This window comes from Streptomyces sp. NPDC001889 (genome assembly GCF_053594535.1).
In genome coordinates, this window is record NZ_JBSFER010000025.1 from 1 (window position 1) to 22,296 (window position 22,296).

Here is a 22,296-nt window from a genome sequence, read left to right on the forward strand (position 1 = left end):
GGCGTTTGAGGCGCGGGGGTTCGGGGGCTGGCCCCCGACCGTGGCCCGCAGGGTGCGGGGTCCTGTGGCACAGGGTCCGTCCTCAATCGCCGGACAGGCTGAAACTGCTCGGGTTACCTGTGGTGCGGACGTCCGTCCTCACACTCCCCCAGAGCTGCCTCTGGGAGGTGCCCCCAGACGGGCTGAGGGTGTCCGGGCCGGCCGGGGGGCACGGGTCGCCCGTGGGGGCGGGGCACCTCAGGGAGCGGCCCCGGCGCGCGGCGGGCCCGGGCTGGGGCTAGGGGGACGGTTTGGCGAAGAGCCTGCCCAGATGGTGCGCCCAGGTCCGACGGTCCGCCAGGCGCAACCCCTCCCACACCGTCACCTGATTCGCCGTGAGCACCGGCTTCCCCACCCCCTCCTCCAGCTCCCCCAGCCACCCCACCGTGTGCAGCACCGCATCCGGCACCACCACCACCTCCGCCGACGGAACATCCCCCGCCCGCGCCAGCTCCAGCACCTCCTCGAACCCCCACCCCACCGCCTCCTCCATCGGCACCTCGCCCCCGCGCGCGGCCACCACGTCCAGGCCGCCCGACGCGAGGAACTCGGTGAAGTGCGCGGTGATGTCCTCCGGGTAGGTCGCGGAGGCCACGGCGACCCGGGTCGCCCCCAGCTTCCGCGCCGCGTGCACAAAGGCGAACGACGTGCTCGACGCGGGCAGCCCGGCCGTCCGGGCGAGCGCCCGGATCTGCTGGTGCGCCCCCTCCCACCCGTACACGAAGCTCCCGCTGGCGCACGCCCACACCACCGACTCCGCCCCCGCGAGCCTCAGCTCCTCGACCCCGGCCGCGAGCCGGTCCGCGGCGCCCATGGACAGCAGCGCGCCCACCCGCTGGACGTCCTCACCGGCACCGGTGTGGACGATGGCGAGCCGGATGTCGCTGTCGAGCAGTACCTCCATGCGGGGGAAGTCGTCCTCGGCGGAGTGTCCGGGGTGGAGAAGTCCGACCGTGGTCATGTGCAGCCTTCCTGTTCGTCGGGCACCTCGGGGACCAGGTACCACGCAGGGCCGCCGCCCAAGCATCCCGGACGCGTCCCGGGGCCGCCCGGGACGGGCACCCGGCCGACCGGCCGGATTCCCCTTCCCGCAGGTGGCCGGCGGGAAACGTGGGTACGTCCCCCTGCATGACTGCACCGCTGACTGAGCCGACCGAATCGACCGCCCGCCAACTGCTCTCCGGCTACCGCTCGGGGAACCTCTCGCCGCTCGACGCGACCCGTGCCGCGCTGGAGCGGATCGAGAGGGTGCAGCCGCTGGTCAACGCGTTTGTCCGGGTCTACGCCGAGGAGGCGCTCGCCCGGGCGGAGGAGTCGGCCGCGCGGTGGCGCCGGGGCGAGCCCGATGGGCTGCTCGACGGGGTGCCGGTGACCTTGAAGGATCTGCTGATACAGCGCGGGGTGCCGGCCCTGTGCGGGTCCCTGACCACGGGCGAGGGGGTGCCCGCCGCCGAGGACGCCCCGTCGGTGGGGCGGCTGCGCGCGCACGGCGCGATCCTCATCGGGCGGACCACGACCCCGGAGTTCGGCTGGAAGGGGGTGACGGACTCGCCCCGGCACGGGGTGACCCGCAACCCCCACGACCCCTCCCGCACGGCGGGCGGCTCCAGCGGGGGCAGCGCCGCGGCGCTGGCGCTGGGCGCGGGTGCCCTGTCGCTGGGGACGGACGGCGGCGGCTCGATCCGTATCCCGGCCTCCTTCTGCGGCGTCTTCGGCCTCAAACCCACGTACGGCCGTGTCCCGCTCCACCCCGGGAGCGCCTTCGGGACGCTCTCGCACATCGGCCCGATGGCCCGGGACGCGGCGGACGCGGCGCTGCTGCTCGATGTGGTCAGCGGCCCGGACTGGCGGGACTGGTCGCATCTGGCCGCCGCCGAACCGGTGCGGCAGCGGCTCTCGGACGGCGTCCGGGGGCTGCGGATCGGCTACTCGGCGTCGTTCGGCGGCCAGGTCGCGGTGGCCCCGGCGGTCGCCTCGGCGGTACGGGGAGCGGTGACGGCGCTCGCCGGGCTCGGGGCGTATGTGGAGGAGGCCGATCCGGACATCACCGACCCGGTGGAGACCTTCCGGACCCTGTGGTCGTCGGGGGCGGCCCGGCTGGTCCAGCGGCTGGGGGCGGGGCAGCGGAAGGCCCTCGACCCCGGGCTGCGGGAGCTGGCGGCGGCCGGGGCGCGGATCAGCGCGGTGCGCCATCTGGCGGCGGTGGACGCGCGGGCGGAGCTGGGGCGGCGGATGGGCCGCTTCCACACCTCGTACGATCTGCTGGTCACCCCCACCCTGCCGATCACCGCGTTCGAGGCGGGGGCGCAGGCCCCGGCCCGGTCGGGGCGCGGGCGCTGGTCCGGATGGACCCCCTTCACGTACCCCTTCAACCTGACCCACCAGCCCGCCGCGACCGTGCCGTGCGGGGTGGACGGGGACGGGCTGCCGATCGGGGTCCAGATCGTCGGGGCGCGGCACGCGGACGCGCTGGTGCTGCGGGCGGCGCACGCGCTGTACGAGTCGGGGGCGGCGGCGATCCCCGCGCCCCGGCTGCCCTGAGCGCCCGCCGGCGCTGAGATCCGGCCCCCGGCCCCCCGAGGGGCCGGATTTCATCCGCATACCCGGCGCGCTTCGGGGTAGCCGCGCCGTCATGGCTCGACCACGGCAGAGAACAGGACAGGCCGGCGGACCGGCCCTGCGGCGGCGTTCGCTGCTCGCCGGGGCCGCGGCGCTGGGCACGCTCGGCACGGCCGGGGCGCTCAGCGGCTGCAGCCGGGTGGCGACGGCCGACGCCGGAGACGGCGGCCGGCTGCTGGAGCAGTTGCGCGCGCAGGGCACCGTACGGCTGGGGCTGGCGGGTGAGCAGCCCTACAGCTATATCGGCAAGGACGGAGAAATGACCGGCTCCGCGCCGGCCATCGCCCGGCGGATCTTCCGGGAGCTGGGCGTCGAGAGCGTCGAGCCGTTCCCCACCGAGTTCGGCTCGCTGATCACCGGGCTCAACTCGCTCCAGTTCGATGTGGTGGCGGCCGGGATGTACATCAACCCCGCCCGCTGCGAACAGGTCATCTTCGCGGACCCCGAGTACCAGATGCTCGACGCCTTCATCGTGCCGAAGGGCAATCCGAAGAACCTCCGCACCTACAAGGACATCGCCGAGTCCGGGGCGAGCATGGCGACCGGTGTCGGCTTCGCCGAGATCGAGTACGCCAAGGAGGCCGGGGTCGGGAAGGTCAGCACCCTCCCCGACCAGCTCGCGGGGCTGCTCGCCGTGGAGCAGGGCCGGGTCGACGTCTTCGTCGGCACCGCCGTCACCGTGCGCAATGTCGTGCGGGAGAGCGACAGCGAGCGGGTCGAGGCGACCGACGAGGTGACTCCGTACGTCGACGGAAAACCCGTCATCGACGTCGGCGGATTCGCCTTCCGCACCCCGGAGACCGATCTCCGGGACGCGTTCAACCGCGAGCTGCACAAGCTGAAGAAGAGCGGTGAGCTGCTGGACATCATGCGGCCCTTCGGTTTCACGAAGGACCAGATGACCACCATCACCGCCGAGGAGAAGTGCCGGCCATGAGCGAAATCAGCCCGGGTTTGTGGGAACTCCTCCTGAAAGGTGTCTGGATCACCGTCCAGCTCACCGTCTACAGCGCCGCGCTCGCCGCGGCCGTCTCCCTGGTCATCGGGCTGGCACGCGCCCACCGGCTCTGGATCGTGCGCTTCCTCGCGGGGACCTACTTCGAGATCTTCCGGGGCACGTCGGCGCTGATCCTGATGTTCTGGATCTTCTTCGTGCTGCCGCTGGGCTTCGGCTGGCAGCTGGTGCCGATGTGGGCCGCCGTGCTGTCGCTGGGTCTCACCTACGGCGCGTACGGCTCCGAGGTGGTGCGGGGAGCGGTGGCCGCCGTGTCGGCGGGGCAGCGGGAGGCGGGGATCGCGCTGAGCTTCACCCCCTCCCAGCAGCTGCGGAAAATCGTTCTTCCGCAGGCGTGGCCGGAGATGATCCCGCCGTTCAACAATCTGCTGGTCGAGCTGCTCAAGGGCACCGCGCTGGTCTCCATCATGGGGGTCGCCGATATCGCCTTCGGCGCCTCGCTGGTGCGCAACGCCACCGGCCAGAGCGCTCCCGTGTACACGGTGATCCTGGTGATGTACTTCGTCCTCGCCTTTGTGCTGACGCGCGGGATGCGGGTGCTGGAGCGCCAGGCGAAGGCCGGGATCGGGCAGCGGCCGGTGAAACGGGAACCCTCGCTGCGCGAGCGGGTGCGGTCCGCCGCCGCGCCGAAGAGCGCGAAGACCCCGGTCGCCGCGGGAGGTGAGCGCTGATGCGGTGGGACTGGTCGGCGGTCGACGCCTTCATGCCGCGTTTCTGGGACGGTCTGCTGGTCACCGTGCAGGCGCTGGTGCTGGGCGCGCTCCTCGCGTTCGCCCTCGGTCTGGTGTGGGCGGTGGCGCAGCGCTCGGGCCCGGCGGTGGTGCGCTGGCCGGTGGCGGTGGTCACCGAGTTCATCCGCAACACGCCGCTGCTGGTGCAGCTCTTCTTCCTCTACTACGTCCTGCCGGAGTGGGGGATCACCCTCTCGGCGATGGTGACCGGTGTCGTGGGGCTCGGTCTGCACTACTCGACGTACACCTCCGAGGTCTACCGCGCGGGTATCGACGGCGTTCCCCGGGGCCAGTGGGAGGCCGCGACCGCGCTGAGCCTGCCGCGGCGGCGCACCTGGGGCGCGGTGATCCTGCCCCAGGCGGTCCGCCGGGTCGCGCCGGCGCTCGGGAACTATGTCATCGCGATGCTGAAGGACACTCCGATGATCTTCGTCATCGGTGTGATGGACATGCTCGGCGAGGCCCGGCAGTTCGCCTCCGAGACCTTCCTGACGGTCGAGGCGTTCACCGTCGTGGGTGTCGCCTTCATCCTCATCTCCTATCCGGCATCCCTTCTCATGCGAGCACTGGAGCGTCGTCTTGTCCGCTGACACCAACGCCAACCCGGCCGCCGCCCCCGCCGCGGCGCCCGCCCCCGCCACCGATCAGGGGCTGATCCGCTTCGACAACGTCACCAAGAGGTTCGGCTCCAACACCGTCCTCGACTCGCTGGACTTCACGGTCTATCCGCGCAAGCACGTGACGCTCATCGGGCCCTCCGGGTCCGGCAAGACCACGATTCTGCGGCTGCTGATGACCCTGCTGAAGCCGGACGAGGGAACCATCACGGTCGACGGCGAACTGCTGTGCCATGAGCGCCGGGACGGAAAGCTCGTACCGGCGGGCGAGAAACACATCCGGGAGGTGCGCAAGAACATCGGGATGGTGTTCCAGCAGTTCAATCTCTTCCCCAATATGAAGGTACTCAGGAATATCACCGAGGCTCCCGTGCACGTGCTGGGCCTCTCCCGGGACGAGGCCGACGAGCGGGCCCGTGAACTGCTGGACCTGGTGGGGCTCGGGGACCGCTGCGACGCCTATCCGAGCCAGCTCTCGGGCGGTCAGCAGCAGCGGGTCGCGATCGCGCGGGCGCTGGCGATGCGGCCGAAGGTGCTGCTCCTGGACGAGGTCACATCGGCGCTCGACCCGGAGCTGGTGGTCGGGGTGCTGGATCTGCTCCGGGACATCGCGCACACCACCGACATCACCATGCTCTGTGTCACGCACGAGATGAACTTCGCCCGGGACGTCTCCGACTGCGTGATGATGTTCGACGAGGGCAAGGTGATTGAATTCGGTCACCCGGAGAAGATGTTCAACGATCCGGAGAAGCAGCGGACCCGGGAGTTTCTCAGCGCGGTGCTCTGAGAACCACCGGGGCACCCCTCCTTGTCATTGGCATATGTCCGCGCGGTGGATCGCGGGATACGGAGGGGGCTGCCCCGTATTCTCGCCAACCACGGTCCATCCGGATGCTCTTGGCGGCTATCGTGGTACGGATGGTGTGCGGCGACGACCTGTGAAGGGGGAGACCGTGACGCTGAACCCGGGGCCGACCGCGCCGTTCCACTCGGTGCAGTACGTGCTGCGCGTCCTGGAGACGGTCTCCCGGCACTCCGGCGGTGTCAGCGACGAGCAGATCGGCCGCGAGGCCGGACTGCCGGCCGGCCATCTCGCTCCCCTGCTGGCGATGCTGCTGCGCGAGGGGTATGTCGAGCGGCTCAGCGGCGGCGCGTACGCCATCGGCGACTCGCTGGTGCTGCTGGGCTCCGGGGCCAGCCGCGAGCAGGCGCTGGAGGCGAAGCTCCAGGACACCCTGGCGGAGATCCGCGACTCGGTCGGCGCCGCCGTCTACCTCAGCCGCTATGTCGACGGCGAGGTCCGGATCACGCAGTACGCGGACGGACCGCGCACCCCGAAGGTCAACGAGTACGTGGACTTCCGCTTCGCCGCGCACGCCAGCGCGCTCGGGAAGTGTCTGCTGACCCAGCTCGACCGGGACGGCCGCCGGGACCATCTGGCGCGGCACCGGATCACCCGGTTCACCTCGCGGACGATCACCAGCGAGAAGCTGCTCTTCTCCAAGCTGGACAGCCAGCCGCCGACCGTCCCGGTCCTCGATCTCCAGGAGTACGCGGTGGGCACCGTCTGCGCGGCGGTCCCGCTGACCGCGGGGGCCGCGGTGGGGTGCCTGGCGCTCTCGCTGCCGATCGAGCACGCCCACCGGCTGCGCGCGGCGGCGGAGAAGCTGAACCGCAAGGCGGCGCCGGTGGTCCTCTCGCTGGCCCTCTGAGCCCCCGGCACCCCGTCTGAGCTGGGAAAACACCTCGGGCGTTCCGGTGAACCGGAACGCCCGAGACGATCAGTGTGCGCCGCCAGGGACTCGAACCCCGGACCCGCTGATTAAGAGTCAGCTGCTCTAACCAACTGAGCTAGCGGCGCTTGACGACATAAATAGTACCCGGTCCCACGGGGTGCTCCCGACACACCCGTCCCGGGGGTCCACCGGGGAGCGGCCGGAAGTAATCCACCGGGGAGCGGCCCGCCGCCGCGAGCCGTCCCCCGGAGCAGATCAGCGGCCGGCGCGGTGATGCCCCGGCCGGCTCCGGCCCGCGACGGCGGCCCCGGCCAGGGCCGCCGTGCCGAGCCACAGCGGAGAACACGGGGTGCTGTGGGACAGCACCCCGGTATGCGGCTCCGCTCCCCGCGGCGGAAGATCCACGAGGAGCGCAGCCCGTACGGCCGGCGCCGGAGGTCACCCGGTGGTGGCTGAGGACCCGGCTCCGGTCCCTCAGCCCCACCCGGTGGTCACCTCAGTGGCGCCGCACGGGTTCCGCGGTCATGGGTGTGTCCGCGCTTCCCGTGCCGCCGCACGGTCACCTGCTGACCGTCAGAACTTGACGTCCGAGCACGCGTAGAACGCGTTCGGGGTGTCGTGCACGGTCCACACCGCGAGGATGAGGTGCTTGCCCGTGCGGTTGGGCAGCTTGCCCGCGTGCGAGAGCGTCTGCGGGGGCTGCTTGCCACCGTAGGGCACCGTCAGGAACGGCTGCGGCTCAAGCGACGCCCTGGTCAGCGGGTCACTGGGGTTCCAGCCCTGCTTGGTGATGTAGTACTTGAAATCGGTGGTGGCGTGCCTGGCCGTGAAGCGCCAGGAGAAGGTGTGGTTCGCACCCGAGCTGAGCTGGGTGGCGGGCCACTGTCCACCGCGCGGGTTGTCCAGCGGGGCGAATCCGCCGTTGCCGCCGGCGCAGATCTGGCCGTCAGCGGGTCCCGCGGCCGGGAAGCCCTTCAGGCCCTCGACGCTCTGGGGCTCCCACTGGATGGAGCCACAGTTCGACACGGTGCCATTGGCACAGAGCTTCTGACGGCTGATCGGGGACTCGGTGTAGCCATGGCTGTTGGCACTGCCGGTGGCGAGCACGGTCGCGCCCGTCACCAGAAGGCCGACTGCGGCGGCGGTCATCTTCTTGCGCATGCTTCGCTCCAGGGAACGTGGGGGAGTTCAGTGAGCCGTACTGCACGCGTGCGTGGGGGTGAATCAATGCGGATATGGGAACGCTCCTTCTCGCGTCCCGTCAGGTCTAGACCAAGGACCAATGTATTGACCGAAGTTCACCATGTCCAGACCAATTGCCAACCTCGGCGCCATGCGGCGGTGGCTTCCCCTTAACCTCGGTGATCAATCATCCAAACCGCCGTACGTTGGCTGTGGCTTGCCCTTGTGCGCTCCGAGGGGTCGCGCCGGCCGTCCTCCGCTTACCCGGAAGGCACGCTTCCGTCCGCCCGGAACCAGCCGAACCCCAACAAGCCGGTAACGGCCTCCCGGCGGTCGCGGAAGCCGCCTGGACCCGTGCGCCTCACTCCTCCCGGGGCGCCGACCGGCTCGCGTAGAACGCCACCGTCAGATCCTTGACCAGGGCCTTGCGCTCGTAGTCGTCCAGCTCCACCAGGCCCCGGGCGGTCAGCCGGGTCACCGTGTCGTCGACCGCGTCCACCACCGAGGTGAGCACCCGGTCCCGGTGCCGGGCGTCGATCGCCGCGATCTGGGTGCGCTGCATCGCCGCCGCCACCTCCGGGGCGTACTCGATGCCCACCGGCTGCGCCGAGAAGACCTCGATCCCGACCGGCGCGCACTCCGCCGACAGCATCCGGGTGAGCGCGCCGCCGACCGCCTCCGCGTCCCGCAGCGTCGGTGTCTCCTCGTGGAGCAGACCGCCCGCGCCGGACACCGAGGGCGCGTCCAGGGGCAGTTGCGAGAGGACCCGCGCCATCGCCGACTCCACCTGCTCGCTCAGATACTCCTCGTGGTCCTCCACGCCGAGCACCGCCCGTGCCGTGTCGCGCACCCGCCACACCACCAGGACCACGACCCGCAGCGCGGTGCCGTCCGCGTCCACGGCGGGCATCGGGTCGCTGCGCCAGTGCCGCAGCCGCACATCGACCCGGCGGCGCAGCAGCAGCGGGCTCATCCAGAGCAGCCCCGTGCGGCGCACGCTTCCCCGGTACTCGCCGAACTGCGTCAGCACCCAGACATGGCCGACCGTGCCGCGCCCGATCCCCCCGAGGGTGAAGAGCACCAGCACCACCCCGAGCGCGAGCAGACACCACAGGCCGAGCCCGATGCCGTGGAAGGGGTACGGGGTGAGCCCGAGGAGCCTGGTCACCATCGCCGGGGCGGCCCCGGCGCCCCACAGCACGGTGCCGGTTCCGGCGAGCGCGCAGGCGCCCGCCACCAGCCCGGTCCAGCCGGGCAGCACCGCTCCGGGCCGCTCCGCCAGCCCCGGGTCGGCGGGCGGGGCGGCCCGCCGGGCGGGGGCGGGGGCGAGGGCCGCCGGGGGGCCGGCCGCCGGTCCGCGGGCGACCCTGGGCTGCTCCCCCGTGCCCTGGCGGCGGCCCACCACGGCGGTGCGCAGCGCCACCGGCGGGGAGTCGGTGTCGCGGAAGAGCAGATGCACCGGGATCTCGGTGGTGGCCTCCTGGGCGATGACCGGGGTGTGTCTCGACGGGGCGGCCGGGGACCGGCCGCCGCCCTCCGGCCCCGGCGCGGGCCCCGATGTCGTGGTGCTCATGACTGCTCTCCCGTTTCCCCTGTCGGTGTCCCCTGCGTGTCCGGCCTCCGGGCGGCGGCGGCCTCCCGGGCGAGGTGCCCGGCGCGGGCGCCCCGGGTCGGCCCGGGGCCGCTGCCGGCGGTGTCGGCGGTGTCGGCGGTGTCGGCGGTGTCGGCGGTGTCGGCGGCGAAGAGCCGGCGCCAGGTCTCCGGCCCGGGGTAGCCGTCGGCCGCCGGGCCGCTCCACCCCTGGGCCCGCTGGAAGGACTCCACATTCCGCCGGTCGGCCTCGCTCCAGCGCGGCCCGGGGCCCTCGGTGTAGTGCCTGCCGTGCCCCAGCTCGACCAGCCGCCGCCCGAGCCGGGTGACATGGTCGCTGCCGGCCCCGGGCCGGAAGTACCCCGGCCCGGGGTACGCCGGCACCCCTGCGGCGACCCCACCGGACCCGCGCGCGGGAGCCGGGATCGCGCCGCCGGACGCGGGCGGCGTGCCCGCACCACTGGGCGGAGGCGCCGCACCACCGGCCGGGGGCGCCGGGGCCGGCGCGGGCAACGGAACCGTCCCCGTACCGCCCGGGGCGGACACCGGTGGCGATGGCGCCGGAGTCGCGGTGCCGGACGCGGGGGCCGTTCCCGCACCACTGGGCGCGGGCGCCGCACCACCGGCCGGGGGTGCCGGGGCCGGCGCGGGCGGCGGAACCGTGCCCGCACCGCCCGGGGCCGGGGCCGGGGGGATGTCCCGGCCCGTGCCGGTCACCAGGAGCCGCCAGGTCTCGGGGCCGGGGAGTCCGTCCGCCTCCGCGCCCCGCCACCCCTGCGCGAGCTGGAACGCCTCCGTCGCCCGGCGGTCGGCCTCGCCCCACTCGGGGCCGGGGCCCTCGGTGTAGAAGCGCTTGCCGCCGCGCGCGATCAGCAGCTCGCCGAGCCGGGTGACATGCGCGTTGACCGCGCCGGGCCCGAACGCGGAGGCGCCCGGGTAGGAGTCGGCCGACTCGCCGCCCGCCGCGGCCGTGCCGGCGGGCGCCGCCTCGCCGGTCACCCCGTTGTAGCGGTAGGCCACATAGCGGTCCGAGTTGGACCAGTACGCCATGGGGGTGGACCGCTTGAGGGTGTGCGGCTTGGTCTGCTCATAGGCCACATAGGTCTTGCGGGTGGCGTCGGTCCAGCCGCCGAAGATCGTGACGTGCGAGCCGGTGGTGGGGCTGGCCGGGTTGTGGAAGAGCAGGATGTCCCCGGGCTGGAGGTCCTCCCGGGCGATGCGGGTGCCGTACTGCGCGAGAGTGCCCGTCCACTCGTTGCCCGCCAGGTTCCAGGCCATGGAGACATAGCCCGAGCAGTCCTGCCGGTATCCGTCGGTCCAGTAGGCCTGCATGCTGTACGGGACCTTGGCGTCGACCCACCCCCGGGCGCGGGCGATGATCTCGGCCCGGGTGGTCTCGCGCGGCGCGGCGGGGGCCGGTTCGCCGGAGGGCCCGGGGAGCGGGCGCCCGTGCAGCGGCCCCCGGCCCCCCTGCTCGTGCCCCGGCTCGGCCCCGACGCCCCCCTCGTCGGCCCGCGCCCCGGCGGCGGCGCCGATTCCGGGAACCGGCGCGGCACCGGAGACCGTACCGCCCGGGGACGCCGCACCGGCCCCCGGGACGGGCACGGCGGCCGGCACCGGCACCGGGGCCGCACCGGGGCCCGCTCCCACCACGGGTGCGGCACCCCGGCCCCGGCCCACCGGGTCGGCCGCGCGGTCCGCGTGCGCCTGCCCGGCTCCCCCGCCGCCCAGCACCACCCCCGCCGCCGTGAACAGCACCAGCGCCCGCCGGCAGCCGTGGGCCGCCGGATGCCCCCCGGCCGCGAGCACCCGGCGCTGCTGGACGCACCCGGGGCAGTCGCAGTCGGAAGCGGGTTCGTACTCCTCGAAGACCGGCACTGTCATACGTGTCCCCTCCGCGCTACGGAAGTTCTCTCGGGCCCATCACCATGAACCCCTCTTGTCATGATTTCTCCCATTTTGCGGGATCGAGGGTAAAAACCGACCATCCGACAGGCCGGGTGCGGCCGGTTGGTCCGGAGCACCCCGCGCGGTCCGGTAGAGTTCTCCAGGTCAGCAGGCGCCGCTAGCTCAGTTGGTTAGAGCAGCTGACTCTTAATCAGCGGGTCCGGGGTTCGAGTCCCTGGCGGCGCACGCGCAACGGAGACCTCCTCGCCATCGGCGAGGAGGTCTCCGTCGTATCCGCCCCCGGCCCACCGCCGGCCCCCACCCCCCACCGACGCGACCACCCGTTCATTCGGTAGCCGATTTCCAGCCATCCACATATGGCGGCGGCATTTTCACAGCCTCCTTGTGAATCGTACAAATGACCGATTCCGCGTCATTTGACCCTTGCGATCATGAAGGCGGTCGGAGACTCTATCCTGAATCCATCGCCCTCGGCCGAGCATGCGTTCAGCGCAGTTGAGGGCGCCTGGAACGCATGATTCCGCTGTGTGTGCACGGGGTGGGGGCCCCGTGCGCGGCTCCCTCGGGCACCAGGCATCATGCAACCGGCGAGCGACTGTTCTCCGTCTGTGCCGACAGCCGCCCGCCACCCACCAGTTCAGGTCAACAGGTCGAGGGGTCCTGTGGCCGGAACTCAACGACCACCACCACAGCACACGCAGCTTCCTGCGTGCGGGGGGATGACCAATGACGTCGACGCCCAAGGACGCCGGGGGGTCCGGCGACCCTGCCCGGACGGCCCAGCTCAGAGTGCCCGCGGACCTCCGCACCGGCGGCCGGGGCCCGCGGACCCGCAAAGCGCCGCCCCGGTACGACTACGAGCACTACAGCCGGCTGGCCGGACCCCTCACCCAGATACCCGCGGACCAGCCCTACACCGTCCAGTACCGCTCGCTCCTCTCCCAGGAACCGCACCGGATACGGGCGGCCCTGCTGCTGGGCTCGGCCCCCCTGGTCTCCCTCGGGCTCTTCCTCTGGCTGATGCAGCCGTCGCACTGGACCGAGCGCGACCCCAACCTGAAGAACGACACCCTGCTCGTCCTCGACATCGTCATGCTGGTCTCGATCGGTCTGATCGAGCTGTTCCGCACGATGAACGTGCTCTCCAACGCCCACGCCACGCTGGTGGCGCGCGACCCCGTCCCGGTGGTCCCCGAGAGCGGCACCAGGGTCGCCTTCCTCACCTCCTTCGTGCCGGGCAAGGAGCCCCTGGAGATGGTGACGAAGACCCTGGAGGCGGCGGTGCGCATCCGCCACCGGGGCGTCATGCACGTCTGGCTGCTGGACGAGGGCGACGACCCCGAGGTCAAGGAGGTCTGCGCCCGGCTCGGCGTCCACCACTTCTCCCGCAAGGGCGTCGAGAAGTGGAACCAGCCCAAGGGCCCGCACCGCGCCAAGACCAAGCACGGCAACTACAACGCCTGGCTCCAGGCGCACGGCGGCGACTACGACTTCTTCGCCTCCGTCGACACCGACCACATCCCGCTCCCCAACTACCTGGAGCGGATGCTCGGCTACTTCCGCGACCCGGATGTCGGCTTCGTCATCGGCCCCCAGGTGTACGGCAACTACGACACCTTCGTCACCAAGGCCGCCGAGTCCCAGCAGTTCCTCTTCCACGCCCTGATCCAGCGCGCGGGCAACCGCTACGGCGCGCCCATGTTCGTCGGCACCTCCAACGCGGTGCGCATATCGGCGCTGAAGCAGATCGGCGGGCTGTACGACTCGATCACCGAGGACATGGCGACCGGCTTCGAGATGCACCGGGCGAAGAACCCGGCCTCCGGCAACCGGTGGCGCTCGGTCTACACCCCGGACGTGCTGGCCGTCGGCGAGGGCCCCACCGCCTGGACCGACTTCTTCACCCAGCAGCTGCGCTGGTCCCGCGGCACGTACGAGACGATCCTCAAGCAGTACTGGAGGGGGTACGGCTCACTGCCGGCCGGCAAGCTCTTCAACTACACCATGATGATCATCTTCTATCCGATGTCGGCCCTCAACTGGATTCTGGCGGCGCTGAGCTGCGCGCTCTTCCTGGGCATGGGCGCGTCGGGTGTGCAGATCGACCCGGTCATCTGGATGATGCTGTACGGCAACGCCTCGGCGCTCCAGATCGGCCTCTACATCTGGAACCGGCGCCACAACGTGTCGCCGCACGAGCCCGAGGGCTCCGGCGGCCTCGCGGGCATGATGATGTCGGCGCTCTCCGCCCCCGTCTACGCCCGCTCGCTGATGGACGCCGTACTGCGCCGCAAGAGCTCCTTCGTCGTCACCCCGAAGGGCGACTCCTCCAGCCCGGACACCCTCTTCGGCACCTTCCGCATCCATCTCTTCTTCATCGCGGTCTTCGGCCTCTCCCTCGGAGCCTCCTTCGTCTTCGGGCACGACCACCCGGCGATGATCACCTGGGCGACGCTGGCGATGCTGATCACGGCCGCGCCGATCCTGATCTGGCGCCACACGCTGCGCGAGGAGAAGAAGAAGCGGAGCCGCCGCAGGAAGCGCGGGTCCGGCGGCCGGGCGCGCGCCGCAGGGCCGGCCCCGGGAGCAGCCCCGGCACCGGCACCGGCACCGGCACCGCCGGCGGCCGTGCCGCCGCAGGCCGGGCCCGCGCCCGGTGGGACCGGCCCGGCCCATGACGCGGAACAGACCATGCAGATCGCCCTTGGGGGACGTAAGAAATGAGCAGGCGCGCCGTCCGGACCAACCACCGCAAGAGGCGCGCCCGTCGCATAGCGATAGGCGCGGCGGTGGCCTGCGCGGTGGCCGGCATGAACGGGCCGGCGCTCTGGCGCTTCGGCACCGAGAAATACCACGACTACAAGATCAACCAGCCGGAGTACAAGGCCGCCAACGGCAAGTGGGACTTCCTGGAGATCCCCTCCGAGTACCGGGTGAACGCCATCCACGCGGCGCTGCTGCACACCGGCAAGGTGCTGCTGATCGCCGGCTCCGGCAACAACCAGAAGAACTTCGACGCGAAGAAGTTCGAGACCGTGCTGTGGGACCCGAAGGAGAACTCCTTCAAGAAGATCCCCACCCCGGCCGACATGTTCTGCGCCGGACACACCCAGCTCCCCGACGGCAAGCTCCTGGTGGCGGGCGGAACCAAGCGGTACGAGAAGCTCCAGGGCGATGTCACCAAGGCGGGCGGTCTGATGATCGTCCACAACGAGGACCCCGACGCGCCCAAGACCATCCCCGCCGGGACCAGGTTCACGGGCAAGGAGAACGGCAAGACCTTCGTCTCCAAGGACCCGGTCCTGGTGGAGAAGGCGAAGAAGGTCTTCGACAAGGCGACCGGGCGGTTCCTGCGGACCGAGGCCGGGCTCGGCCGGATCTATGTCGAGGCGGAGAAGACCGGCAAGGAGCACGAGACCGGCACCGAGGACAACTACCGGGTGCACGGCCTCAAGGGGCCGGACACCCGCAATGTCTACGGCATCGCCCAGAAGCTCGCGCTCGACAAGAAGGACTTCCAGGGCATCAAGGACTCCTACGAGTTCGACCCGGTGGCCGAGAAGTACATCCCCGTCGACCCGATGAACGAGGCCCGCTGGTACCCGACGCTGACGACGCTCGACGACGGCAAGGTGCTCGCGCTCTCCGGCCTCGACGAGATCGGCGCCATCGTGCCCGGCAAGGACGAGGTCTACGACCCGGAGACCAGGAAGTGGGAGTACACCGGGAAGATCCGGAAGTTCCCCACCTATCCGGCGATCTTCCTGATGGACAACGGCAAGCTCTTCTACTCCGGCTCCAACGCCGGTTACGGGCCCGCCGATGTCGGCCGCGACCCGGGCGTCTGGGATCTGGACACCAATGAGTTCGACAAGATCCCCGGCCTGAGCGACCCGGACCAGATGGAGACCTCGGCGACGGTGATGCTGCCGCCCGCCCAGGACCAGCGGTTCATGGTCATCGGCGGCGGCGGGGTCGGCGAGTCCGAGAACTCCAGCGAGAAGTCCCGGCTGGTGGACCTCAAGGAGGACGAGCCGCGCTTCAGGGACGGCGCGTCCCTGGACAAGGGCACCCGCTACCCCAGCGCGTCCCTGCTCCCCGACGACACCGTCCTGGTCACCGGCGGCTCCGAGGACTACCGGGGCCGCGGCGGCTCCAATGTGCTGGAGGCCCGGACGTACGACCCGAAGACCGGGACGTACCAGCGCGTCGCCGACCCCCGGGTGGGCCGCAACTACCACTCGGGCTCGCTGCTGCTGCCGGACGGCCGAGTGATGATCTTCGGCTCGGACTCGCTCTACGCGGACAAGGCCAACACCAAGCCGGGCGTCTTCGAACAGCGGATCGAGATCTACACCCCGCCCTACCTCCACCGGGACTCCCGGCCCGAGCTGGGCGAGGGGCCGAAGACCATCGAGCGCGGCGGCAAGGGCACCTTCAAGGCCGGCGGGGAGCGCCCGCTGGCGTCGGCGAAGCTGATGAAGCCCAGCGCGGTCACCCATGTCACCGATGTGGACCAGCGCACCATCGCCCTGGAGATGACGAGGACGGCGGACGGCGTCGAGGTGACCGTGCCCGGGAACCGGGCGCTGGTGCCGTCGGGCCGGTACATGCTGTTCGTGACGGACGACCGGGGGACCCCGTCGGAGGCGGTCTGGGTGGAGGTCCCGTAGGCCACGGGCGCGATCCCGCAGAGCACGGGCGCGACCCCGCTGACCACGGGTGCGGTCCCGCTGACCACGGGTGCGGGGGCTCCGGGCCGGGGCCCCCGCACGGCCGGCGGGCGGCGCGCCTCAGGCGCTGTTGCGGGCCAGGCCCAGGGCGTACTCGGGCCACCAGTCGCCCGCCTTCGGGCCGCCCTTGCAGTCCCCGTCCGACTCACCCGGACGCTTGATCCACAGATAGGCGTCCACCAGCGGGTCCGCCGTCTTCGTGGTCGGCACCTCACCGAGCCCCCGGCCCGGCGGGTTGCACCACTTCTCCTTGGGGTCGCCACCGGTGTACGAGCCCCTGCCGTTGCGGCTGGTGTCGATGACGAACGGTTTGCCGCCGACCTTCTCCGAGAGCCTCTTGCCGAACTCGGTGCTCGCCGCCGTCGGATAGAAGTTGGACACATTGACGGCGAATCCGTCCGCCTTGTCGATACCGGCCCGGCGCAGCGGCTCCTGGAGCGCCTCGGGCTGGGACCAGCCGGCGTTGCCCGCGTCCAGGTAGACCTTGGTGTTCGGCTGCTTCTTCAACCGGTCGACCGCTCCCCACAGCAGGTGGTAGCGCTCCTCGTGGAACTCCCGGGGAGTGCAGCTGTCCACCAGGTGCAGCACCGCGTCGGGTTCCAGGATCACCGTGGCCCGCCGGTCGCCGATGCCCCTGGCCGCCTGGTCGACGAAGTCGCGGTAGGCGGCCGCGTCGGCGGCGCCGCCCTTGGAGAACTGTCCGCAGTCGCGGTGCGGGATGTTGTAGAGCACCAGCAGCGCGTCCCGGTCGACCCCGGTGGCCGCCTCGGTGATCCGCCGGGTCTCGGCCTCGACGTTCTCCGTGCCGATCCACTCGGCGACCGGCTGGGTGGCTATGCGCTCGATCAGCCCGGCCTTCTCGTCGTCCCCGTCCTCGCGGTACGCGACGACCTGCCGGGCCGCGTTCCCCTCCGGGTTGACCCAGTACGGGTCGGTCTCCCGGGGCTGCTGACTCACCTTCAGCGCCGGGCTCCCGCCCTTGTCCGACGAGCACCCGGAGAGCAGCAGCGCCGCCGCCCCCGCCGCGCCCGCCATGGCGCGCCCGGTCCGACTCCCGTACATCCGCTCCCCCTCGGCCGTGCTGATCCGGGGCCTCGACGAAGCCTCCCGCCCCGGTCGGAACCGGTCGATTCCATCCTGACACACCAGGTCAGCGGGGTACGAGGCCCGTCTCCCCACGGTCTTGCCCCCGTTGCCGCACGGTCGGGCCGGTGTGGGGCGGGCGTTACCGGCGGACCCCGGTGAGATAGGCGGAGACCACGACATTGGCCGTATAGCCGCCCGTCGCCCGGTCGAAGGTGCCGCCACAGGTGATCAGCCGCAGCTCCGCCCGGCCGGAGTGGCGCGGGCCGTACGCCTTCCGGGCGTCGAACCGCTCCCGGCCGAAGACCTGGACGTCGTCGACGGTGAACCGCGCCACCGAGCCGTCCGCCCGGGTCACCCGCACCTCGGCGCCGGGCCGGGCGGTGCTCAGGCTGTAGAAGACGGCCGGCTCCGTCTCGGTGTCCACATGGCCGACCAGCAGGGACGCTCCCCGCGCGCCCGGTTGCGTACCGGCGCCGTACCAGCCCACCGTCTGCGCCCGGGCGTACGGCGGCGGGTCGATCGCGCCCGCGGCGTCGAGGCCGCGCGGCACCACGGGGGCGCTGATGCCCAGCGACGGAATCTCCACCCGCTGGGGCCTGGCCGGCGCGACCGGCTCGTGGGCGGGGGGCAGCGGGACCCCGAGAGGGCGTCCGACCGCGGCGACATCGCCCGTGGTGGGGGCGGAGCTGGTGCCGGGGCCGTCGGCGGCCTCCCGGCCCCAGAGACAGAGCCCGAGCAGCAGTACCGCCCAGGCCACCCCGGTGAACAGCCGGCCGGAGCCCGGCGGGCGTTCGGCGGCGGGCAACTCAGCCGCCGGTCTGGCGGCGGCGCGAGGAGCGGAGGGCGACGGCGAGCGCGGCGGCGCCCGCGAGGACCAGTCCGACGACGGTGTGCGGGGTGCCGGGGCCGGCGCCCTCGGTCTCCTCCGCGCGCCGCTGCTCGGCCGCGGCCAGTGTCGCGGTGCCGCCGCCACCGGCGCGGACCGGGGCGGTGGGCGAGGGCTCGCCCGGGCGGGCGTGGTCGCGGACGACCCGGAGGGTGCCGGAGGCGTGGTGGACGCGTCCGTCGCAGTGGACGGTGATGTGGTGGGCTCCGGGGCTCAGCCGGGACTTGACGCCGGTGGTCCCGGAGAGGGTGTGGGAGCCGTGCCCGCCCTCGCGCCGGGTGCCGGATTCGTCATCCCGCCCGGAGCCGGTGCCGGATTCGTCGCCCCGCCCGGAGCCGGTGCCGGATTCGTCGTCCCGTCCCGCGCCCGGCTCGTCCGGGCGCTGTTCGTCCGGGCGCTGTTCGTTCGCGCGGGTGCCTCCGTGGAGCCGTGCCTCGCCGTCGAAGGCCCCGGAGCGGGCGGTCCCGGTGGTGCCCGCGCACCCCTGCACCCGGATCTCGACCTCACCCCCGGGCCGGACCTCGGCCGGATACGCGGTGACGGTGACGGAGTCCTGGGCGTACGCGCCGACCGCCGCGGGTGCCATGACGAGCACCGCCGCCACCCCTGCGGTACGGAACGCTATCGAACGTGAGCGCATCGTGAACCTCCTGGTACCGCAAGATTCACGCGTCCGGCGCGCTTTCGCATCCGCAGCGGCCGCCCTCCCTCCCGTACCCCCCGCTGAGCTGCGCCGATACGGAGAGGCAGGAGTGAACGGCGACCGCCGGGAGGGGGGCTAAACGCGCTCGACGAGGTCGGCGATGGAGTCCACGACCGTGGACGGGCGGAAGGGGTAGCGGTCGATGTCGGGCGGGGTGGTGACCCCGGTCAGGACGAGGAAGGTCTCCATGCCCGCCTCCAGACCGGCCAGTACGTCGGTGTCCATCCGGTCGCCGATCATCGCGCTGGTCTCGGAGTGCGCGCCGATCGCGTTGAGCCCGGTGCGCATCATCAGCGGGTTCGGCTTGCCCGCGAAGTACGGGTCCTTGCCGGTCGCCTTGGTGATCAGCGCGGCCACCGACCCGGCGGCGGGCAGCGGACCCTCGGTGGAGGGGCCGGTCTCGTCGGGGTTGGTGCAGATGAACCTGGCGCCGCCGTTGATGAGCCGGATCGCCTTGGTGAGGGCCTCGAAGCTGTACGTCCGGGTCTCGCCGAGCACCACGTAGTCGGGGGCGTGGTCGGTGAGGACATAGCCGATGTCGTGCAGCGCGGTGGTGAGACCGGCCTCGCCGATCACATACGCGGTGCCGTTCGGCCGCTGGTCGTCCAGGAACCGAGCGGTGGCGAGCGCGGAGGTCCAGATGTTCTCCACCGGCACGTCCAGGCCCATCCGGGCGAGCCGGGCGTGCAGATCGCGCGCGGTGTAGATGGAGTTGTTGGTCAGTACGAGGAAGGGCTTGCCGGTCTCCCGGAGCTTCCGGAGAAAGGTGTCGGCGCCCGGGATCGGCACACCTTCGTGGATCAGGACACCGTCCATGTCGGTGAGCCAGGATTCGATCGGCTTGCGCTCTGCCATCAACGGGACTCCTGCTCGTGCGCTGCATACGGGATGCGAGGTGCTGGGACGCCGGAGGCACGGCCCTGTGTCACCCCGACACCAACAGCCTAATCGGCTCGATCACCTGCCGGGTGAGCGCAGCCGCCGGGAGACCAGGGCCAGCGCGCCGCCGCCGAGGAGCACCGCGCCGAGGGCGGCGGCGAGGCGCAGCAGGGAGCCGGAGCCGGTGGTGGCGAGTTCGTCGCGGGTGACGGTGGCGCCGTAGCCGTTGTCGTCGAGCACGGCGAAGCGGTGGTCGCCGGACTGGCCGAGCCACTCGCCGTCGTCGCCCCTGCGCTGGACGACGGCGGCGTTGACGGTGACCTGGTTGGGCGGGGTGTCGGCGGTGAGCGCGAGCCGGACGGGCACGGTGACGGAGGCCCGCGCCGGCACGGTGAAGCCCTCGGCGCCGTCCCGGTCGAGCACGGCCACGATCTCGTCCTCGCCGGTGGTCTCCAGGTCGGCGGGGAGCCAGCGGGGCACGGCACCGGCGCCGCCGCCGGTCCCCTGCTGGAATTCGAGCATCAGCCGGGCGGGGGTGAGTCCCCGGTCGCGGGCGGCGAAGACGAGGACGGGGTGGATGTTGCGGCAGGTCGCGCCGGTGGTGTTGGTCAGCTCCACGGACCACCGCTCGAAGCCGCCGCCGGGGTGGTGGACGGAGGGGCCCGCGTGGATACGGGTGTCGATGGGGAAGTCCTTGACGGACGCGGCGCCGCAGCGGGGCAGCCGGGTGTCGGCGAAGGGCACGGGGCCGGGGGCGGGGGCGGGGCCCGGGGCGGCTTCCCTCGGGAGGGGGGCGGGGGCCCGGGGCACGGAGGCGGGCGCGGGCGCGAGGGCCCGGAGGACCGGGAGGGTGCCGGCCTCCCGGGCGGCGGGGGCGGGCCGGGCCTGGAGCGCCGCCGCCGGGGCCGGTGCCACGGCCGCGGGGAGGGCGGCAGCGGTTGCGAGGGCGCCGACGGCGAGGGCAGTGCGCAGTCGCATGGGTGTGGGGTGACCTTTGCTGATCGTGCTGCGGGTCGGGCCGCTGAGCCCGCTCCCGAGCCCCCTTCCCCGGGGCGGGCCACGCCGTGCGGCTACCGGCCCGTACGGCCCCGAACAGCCGCGCAACTCCGCCCTATCAGCGTATTTCCCGCCCGAGGACGGGCACGGGAACGCGCTGCCCCGCCCCTCGGGCGACCACCGGCCGGAGGGGTGAGCCCGGCCTCGCGGCCGGCTCCGGCCGGCCGGCGCACTCCGGGCCCGCGGCTCGCGGCACACCGCACGCGGCCCACCGCCCACCGCGGGGCCGCGCATCGCCCACCACACGCCGCAGGCCACACGCCGCCGCTTGAGCACCGGCGCCGCGCGGTGAGGCCGCCCGGCCCGGTGGGACGCACGTCCCGGGGCTTCCGTCACCCGCGCCGCCAGGGCCCGCCCGCCCCCTCTCCGCGCCGCTTGCACCAGGGCGACAGCGTTGCTTGAGTGGGCCCCATGACTGACTCCGGTACCGGCACCGGCACCGCCCTCCGCGTCGGACTCATCGGTTACGGCCTCGCGGGCTCCGTCTTCCACGCCCCGCTGATCGCCGCCACCCCGGGCCTGACCCTGGACACGGTCGTCACCTCCCACCCGGAACGGCGCGCACAGGCCCGTACCGCCTTCCCCGGCGTACGCCTCGCCGCCGCGCCCGAGGAGCTGTGGGGCCGGGCGGGCGAGCTGGACCTGGTGGTGATCGCCTCCCCCAACAAGACCCATGTCCCCCTGGCGGAGGCCGCCCTCACCACCGGTCTCGCGGCGGTCGTGGACAAACCGCTCGCCGCCACCGCCGCCGAGGCGCGGGAGCTGGCCGCGCTCGCCGCCCGGCGGGGACTGCTGCTCTCGGTCTTCCAGAACCGGCGCTGGGACAATGACTTCCTCACCCTCACCCGCGTCATCGAGGACGGCGAACTCGGCGACGTACAGCGCTTCGAATCCCGCTTCGAACGGTGGCGGCCCCAGCTCAAGGGCGGCTGGCGGGAGTCGGGGGACCCCGAGGAGATCGGCGGACTGCTGTACGACCTGGGCAGCCATGTCGTCGACCAGGCGCTGACGCTCTTCGGCCCGGCCGCGCTGGTCTACGCCGAGTCGGAGGTGCGCCGCCCGGGAGCGGCGGCCGACGATGACACCTTCATCGCGCTGACCCACGCCAACGGGGTCCGCTCCCATCTGTACATGAGCGCCACGGCGGCGCAGCTGGGTCCGCGCTTCCGGGTGCTCGGCAGCGCGGCGGGCTTCGTGACGTACGGACTGGACCCCCAGGAGGCCGCCCTCCGCGCCGGCGTCCGGCCGGGGGACGGCACGGGCTGGGGCACGGAGGGCGAGTCGTCCTGGGGGCGGATCGGCGCCGGGGAGTCACCGCTGACGGGCGGGGGCCGCCCGGTCGAGACGGTGCCGGGCGACTACCCGGCGTACTACGCGGCCGTCGAGCGGGCCCTGCGCGACGGCACCGGACCACCGGTGACGGCGACGGAGGCCGCCGCGGCGCTCGATGTGCTGGAGGCGGCCCGCCGCTCGGCCCGGGAGGGCGTCACCGTCTCCCTGTGATCCCCTCTCC

General features: G+C 72.5%; 18 protein-coding genes and 2 tRNA genes. 10 read left to right on the top strand and 10 right to left on the bottom strand.

Annotated elements, in window-relative coordinates; translation table 11 throughout:
- Nucleotides 1–277: 277 nt before the first annotated feature.
- The gene (locus ACWCRA_RS27175; RefSeq protein ID WP_351554126.1) at nucleotides 278–1,000 is read right to left on the bottom strand and encodes a maleate cis-trans isomerase family protein; all 723 of its coding nucleotides are present in this window, start codon (nucleotides 998–1,000) and stop codon (nucleotides 278–280) included.
- Between the two features lie 167 nt (nucleotides 1,001–1,167).
- Here ACWCRA_RS27175 and ACWCRA_RS27180 point away from each other — a divergent pair, with 167 nt between their 5' ends.
- The 6 genes from ACWCRA_RS27180 to ACWCRA_RS27205 all read left to right on the top strand — a co-directional run bounded on the left by ACWCRA_RS27180 (nucleotide 1,168) and on the right by ACWCRA_RS27205 (nucleotide 6,736).
- Nucleotides 1,168–2,580, top strand: coding sequence for an amidase (locus ACWCRA_RS27180; protein ID WP_451068844.1), 1,413 nt, complete (start codon nucleotides 1,168–1,170; stop codon nucleotides 2,578–2,580).
- A gap of 91 nt (nucleotides 2,581–2,671) precedes the next feature.
- Complete coding sequence (gene ehuB, locus ACWCRA_RS27185; RefSeq protein ID WP_351554132.1) at nucleotides 2,672–3,595, top strand: ectoine/hydroxyectoine ABC transporter substrate-binding protein EhuB; 924 nt, start codon at nucleotides 2,672–2,674, stop codon at nucleotides 3,593–3,595.
- Nucleotides 3,592–4,344, top strand: a complete 753-nt coding sequence (gene ehuC, locus ACWCRA_RS27190; RefSeq protein ID WP_351554135.1) for an ectoine/hydroxyectoine ABC transporter permease subunit EhuC — start codon at nucleotides 3,592–3,594, stop codon at nucleotides 4,342–4,344. Before ehuB ends, ehuC begins: the two co-directional genes overlap by 4 nt.
- The gene (gene ehuD / locus ACWCRA_RS27195) at nucleotides 4,344–4,994 is read left to right on the top strand and encodes an ectoine/hydroxyectoine ABC transporter permease subunit EhuD (protein ID WP_351554138.1); all 651 of its coding nucleotides are present in this window, start codon (nucleotides 4,344–4,346) and stop codon (nucleotides 4,992–4,994) included. Before ehuC ends, ehuD begins: the two co-directional genes overlap by 1 nt.
- Nucleotides 4,984–5,811: an ectoine/hydroxyectoine ABC transporter ATP-binding protein EhuA gene (ehuA, locus tag ACWCRA_RS27200; RefSeq protein WP_451068845.1), complete on the top strand. Its 828-nt coding sequence runs from the start codon at nucleotides 4,984–4,986 to the stop codon at nucleotides 5,809–5,811. Before ehuD ends, ehuA begins: the two co-directional genes overlap by 11 nt.
- Before the next feature lie 166 nt (nucleotides 5,812–5,977).
- Complete coding sequence (locus ACWCRA_RS27205) at nucleotides 5,978–6,736, top strand: IclR family transcriptional regulator (RefSeq protein ID WP_351554141.1); 759 nt, start codon at nucleotides 5,978–5,980, stop codon at nucleotides 6,734–6,736.
- 75 nt (nucleotides 6,737–6,811) lie between these two features.
- Here the strand turns inward: ACWCRA_RS27205 and ACWCRA_RS27210 are convergent.
- From ACWCRA_RS27210 to ACWCRA_RS27225, 4 genes are all read right to left on the bottom strand, one after another.
- Nucleotides 6,812–6,885 (bottom strand) — tRNA-Lys (locus ACWCRA_RS27210).
- Between the two features lie 448 nt (nucleotides 6,886–7,333).
- Nucleotides 7,334–7,921, bottom strand: a complete 588-nt coding sequence (locus tag ACWCRA_RS27215) for a lytic polysaccharide monooxygenase auxiliary activity family 9 protein (protein ID WP_351554144.1) — start codon at nucleotides 7,919–7,921, stop codon at nucleotides 7,334–7,336.
- 382 nt (nucleotides 7,922–8,303) lie between these two features.
- On the bottom strand, nucleotides 8,304–9,515 hold the full coding sequence (locus ACWCRA_RS27220) for an SPFH domain-containing protein (protein ID WP_451068846.1): 1,212 nt from the start codon (nucleotides 9,513–9,515) through the stop codon (nucleotides 8,304–8,306).
- Nucleotides 9,512–11,416 carry a peptidoglycan-binding protein gene (locus ACWCRA_RS27225; RefSeq protein WP_451068847.1) on the bottom strand — a complete coding sequence of 635 codons (1,905 nt, stop codon included), beginning with the start codon at nucleotides 11,414–11,416 and terminating at the stop codon, nucleotides 9,512–9,514. The genes ACWCRA_RS27220 and ACWCRA_RS27225 overlap by 4 nt, the downstream gene beginning before the upstream one ends.
- A 175-nt stretch (nucleotides 11,417–11,591) precedes the next feature.
- Here ACWCRA_RS27225 and ACWCRA_RS27230 point away from each other — a divergent pair.
- The 3 genes from ACWCRA_RS27230 (at nucleotide 11,592) to ACWCRA_RS27240 (ending at nucleotide 16,113) form a co-directional block, all read left to right on the top strand.
- Nucleotides 11,592–11,665, top strand: a tRNA-Lys gene (locus tag ACWCRA_RS27230).
- A 501-nt stretch (nucleotides 11,666–12,166) separates the two neighbouring features.
- Nucleotides 12,167–14,164 carry a glycosyltransferase family 2 protein gene (locus ACWCRA_RS27235; RefSeq protein WP_451068848.1) on the top strand — a complete coding sequence of 666 codons (1,998 nt, stop codon included), beginning with the start codon at nucleotides 12,167–12,169 and terminating at the stop codon, nucleotides 14,162–14,164.
- Nucleotides 14,161–16,113: a radical copper oxidase GlxA gene (locus ACWCRA_RS27240; RefSeq protein ID WP_351554155.1), complete on the top strand. Its 1,953-nt coding sequence runs from the start codon at nucleotides 14,161–14,163 to the stop codon at nucleotides 16,111–16,113. Before ACWCRA_RS27235 ends, ACWCRA_RS27240 begins: the two co-directional genes overlap by 4 nt.
- Nucleotides 16,114–16,233: 120 nt before the next feature.
- Here the strand turns inward: ACWCRA_RS27240 and ACWCRA_RS27245 are convergent, their stop codons facing one another.
- From ACWCRA_RS27245 to ACWCRA_RS27265, 5 genes are all read right to left on the bottom strand, one after another.
- The gene (locus ACWCRA_RS27245; protein WP_351554157.1) at nucleotides 16,234–17,235 is read right to left on the bottom strand and encodes a glycoside hydrolase family 6 protein; all 1,002 of its coding nucleotides are present in this window, start codon (nucleotides 17,233–17,235) and stop codon (nucleotides 16,234–16,236) included.
- 163 nt (nucleotides 17,236–17,398) lie between these two features.
- Nucleotides 17,399–18,064: a class F sortase gene (locus ACWCRA_RS27250; protein WP_451068849.1), complete on the bottom strand. Its 666-nt coding sequence runs from the start codon at nucleotides 18,062–18,064 to the stop codon at nucleotides 17,399–17,401.
- A 1-nt stretch (nucleotide 18,065) separates the two neighbouring features.
- The gene (locus ACWCRA_RS27255) at nucleotides 18,066–18,785 is read right to left on the bottom strand and encodes a hypothetical protein (protein ID WP_451068850.1); all 720 of its coding nucleotides are present in this window, start codon (nucleotides 18,783–18,785) and stop codon (nucleotides 18,066–18,068) included.
- 138 nt (nucleotides 18,786–18,923) lie between these two features.
- Complete coding sequence (locus ACWCRA_RS27260; protein ID WP_351554166.1) at nucleotides 18,924–19,703, bottom strand: HAD-IIA family hydrolase; 780 nt, start codon at nucleotides 19,701–19,703, stop codon at nucleotides 18,924–18,926.
- 102 nt (nucleotides 19,704–19,805) lie between these two features.
- The gene (locus tag ACWCRA_RS27265) at nucleotides 19,806–20,705 is read right to left on the bottom strand and encodes a hypothetical protein (RefSeq protein ID WP_451068851.1); all 900 of its coding nucleotides are present in this window, start codon (nucleotides 20,703–20,705) and stop codon (nucleotides 19,806–19,808) included.
- A gap of 489 nt (nucleotides 20,706–21,194) precedes the next feature.
- Between ACWCRA_RS27265 and ACWCRA_RS27270 the strand changes: the two genes are divergently transcribed.
- A complete protein-coding gene (locus ACWCRA_RS27270) occupies nucleotides 21,195–22,286 on the top strand; it encodes a Gfo/Idh/MocA family oxidoreductase (RefSeq protein ID WP_451068852.1) in 1,092 nt (363 codons plus the stop codon).
- Nucleotides 22,287–22,296 lie beyond the last annotated feature (10 nt).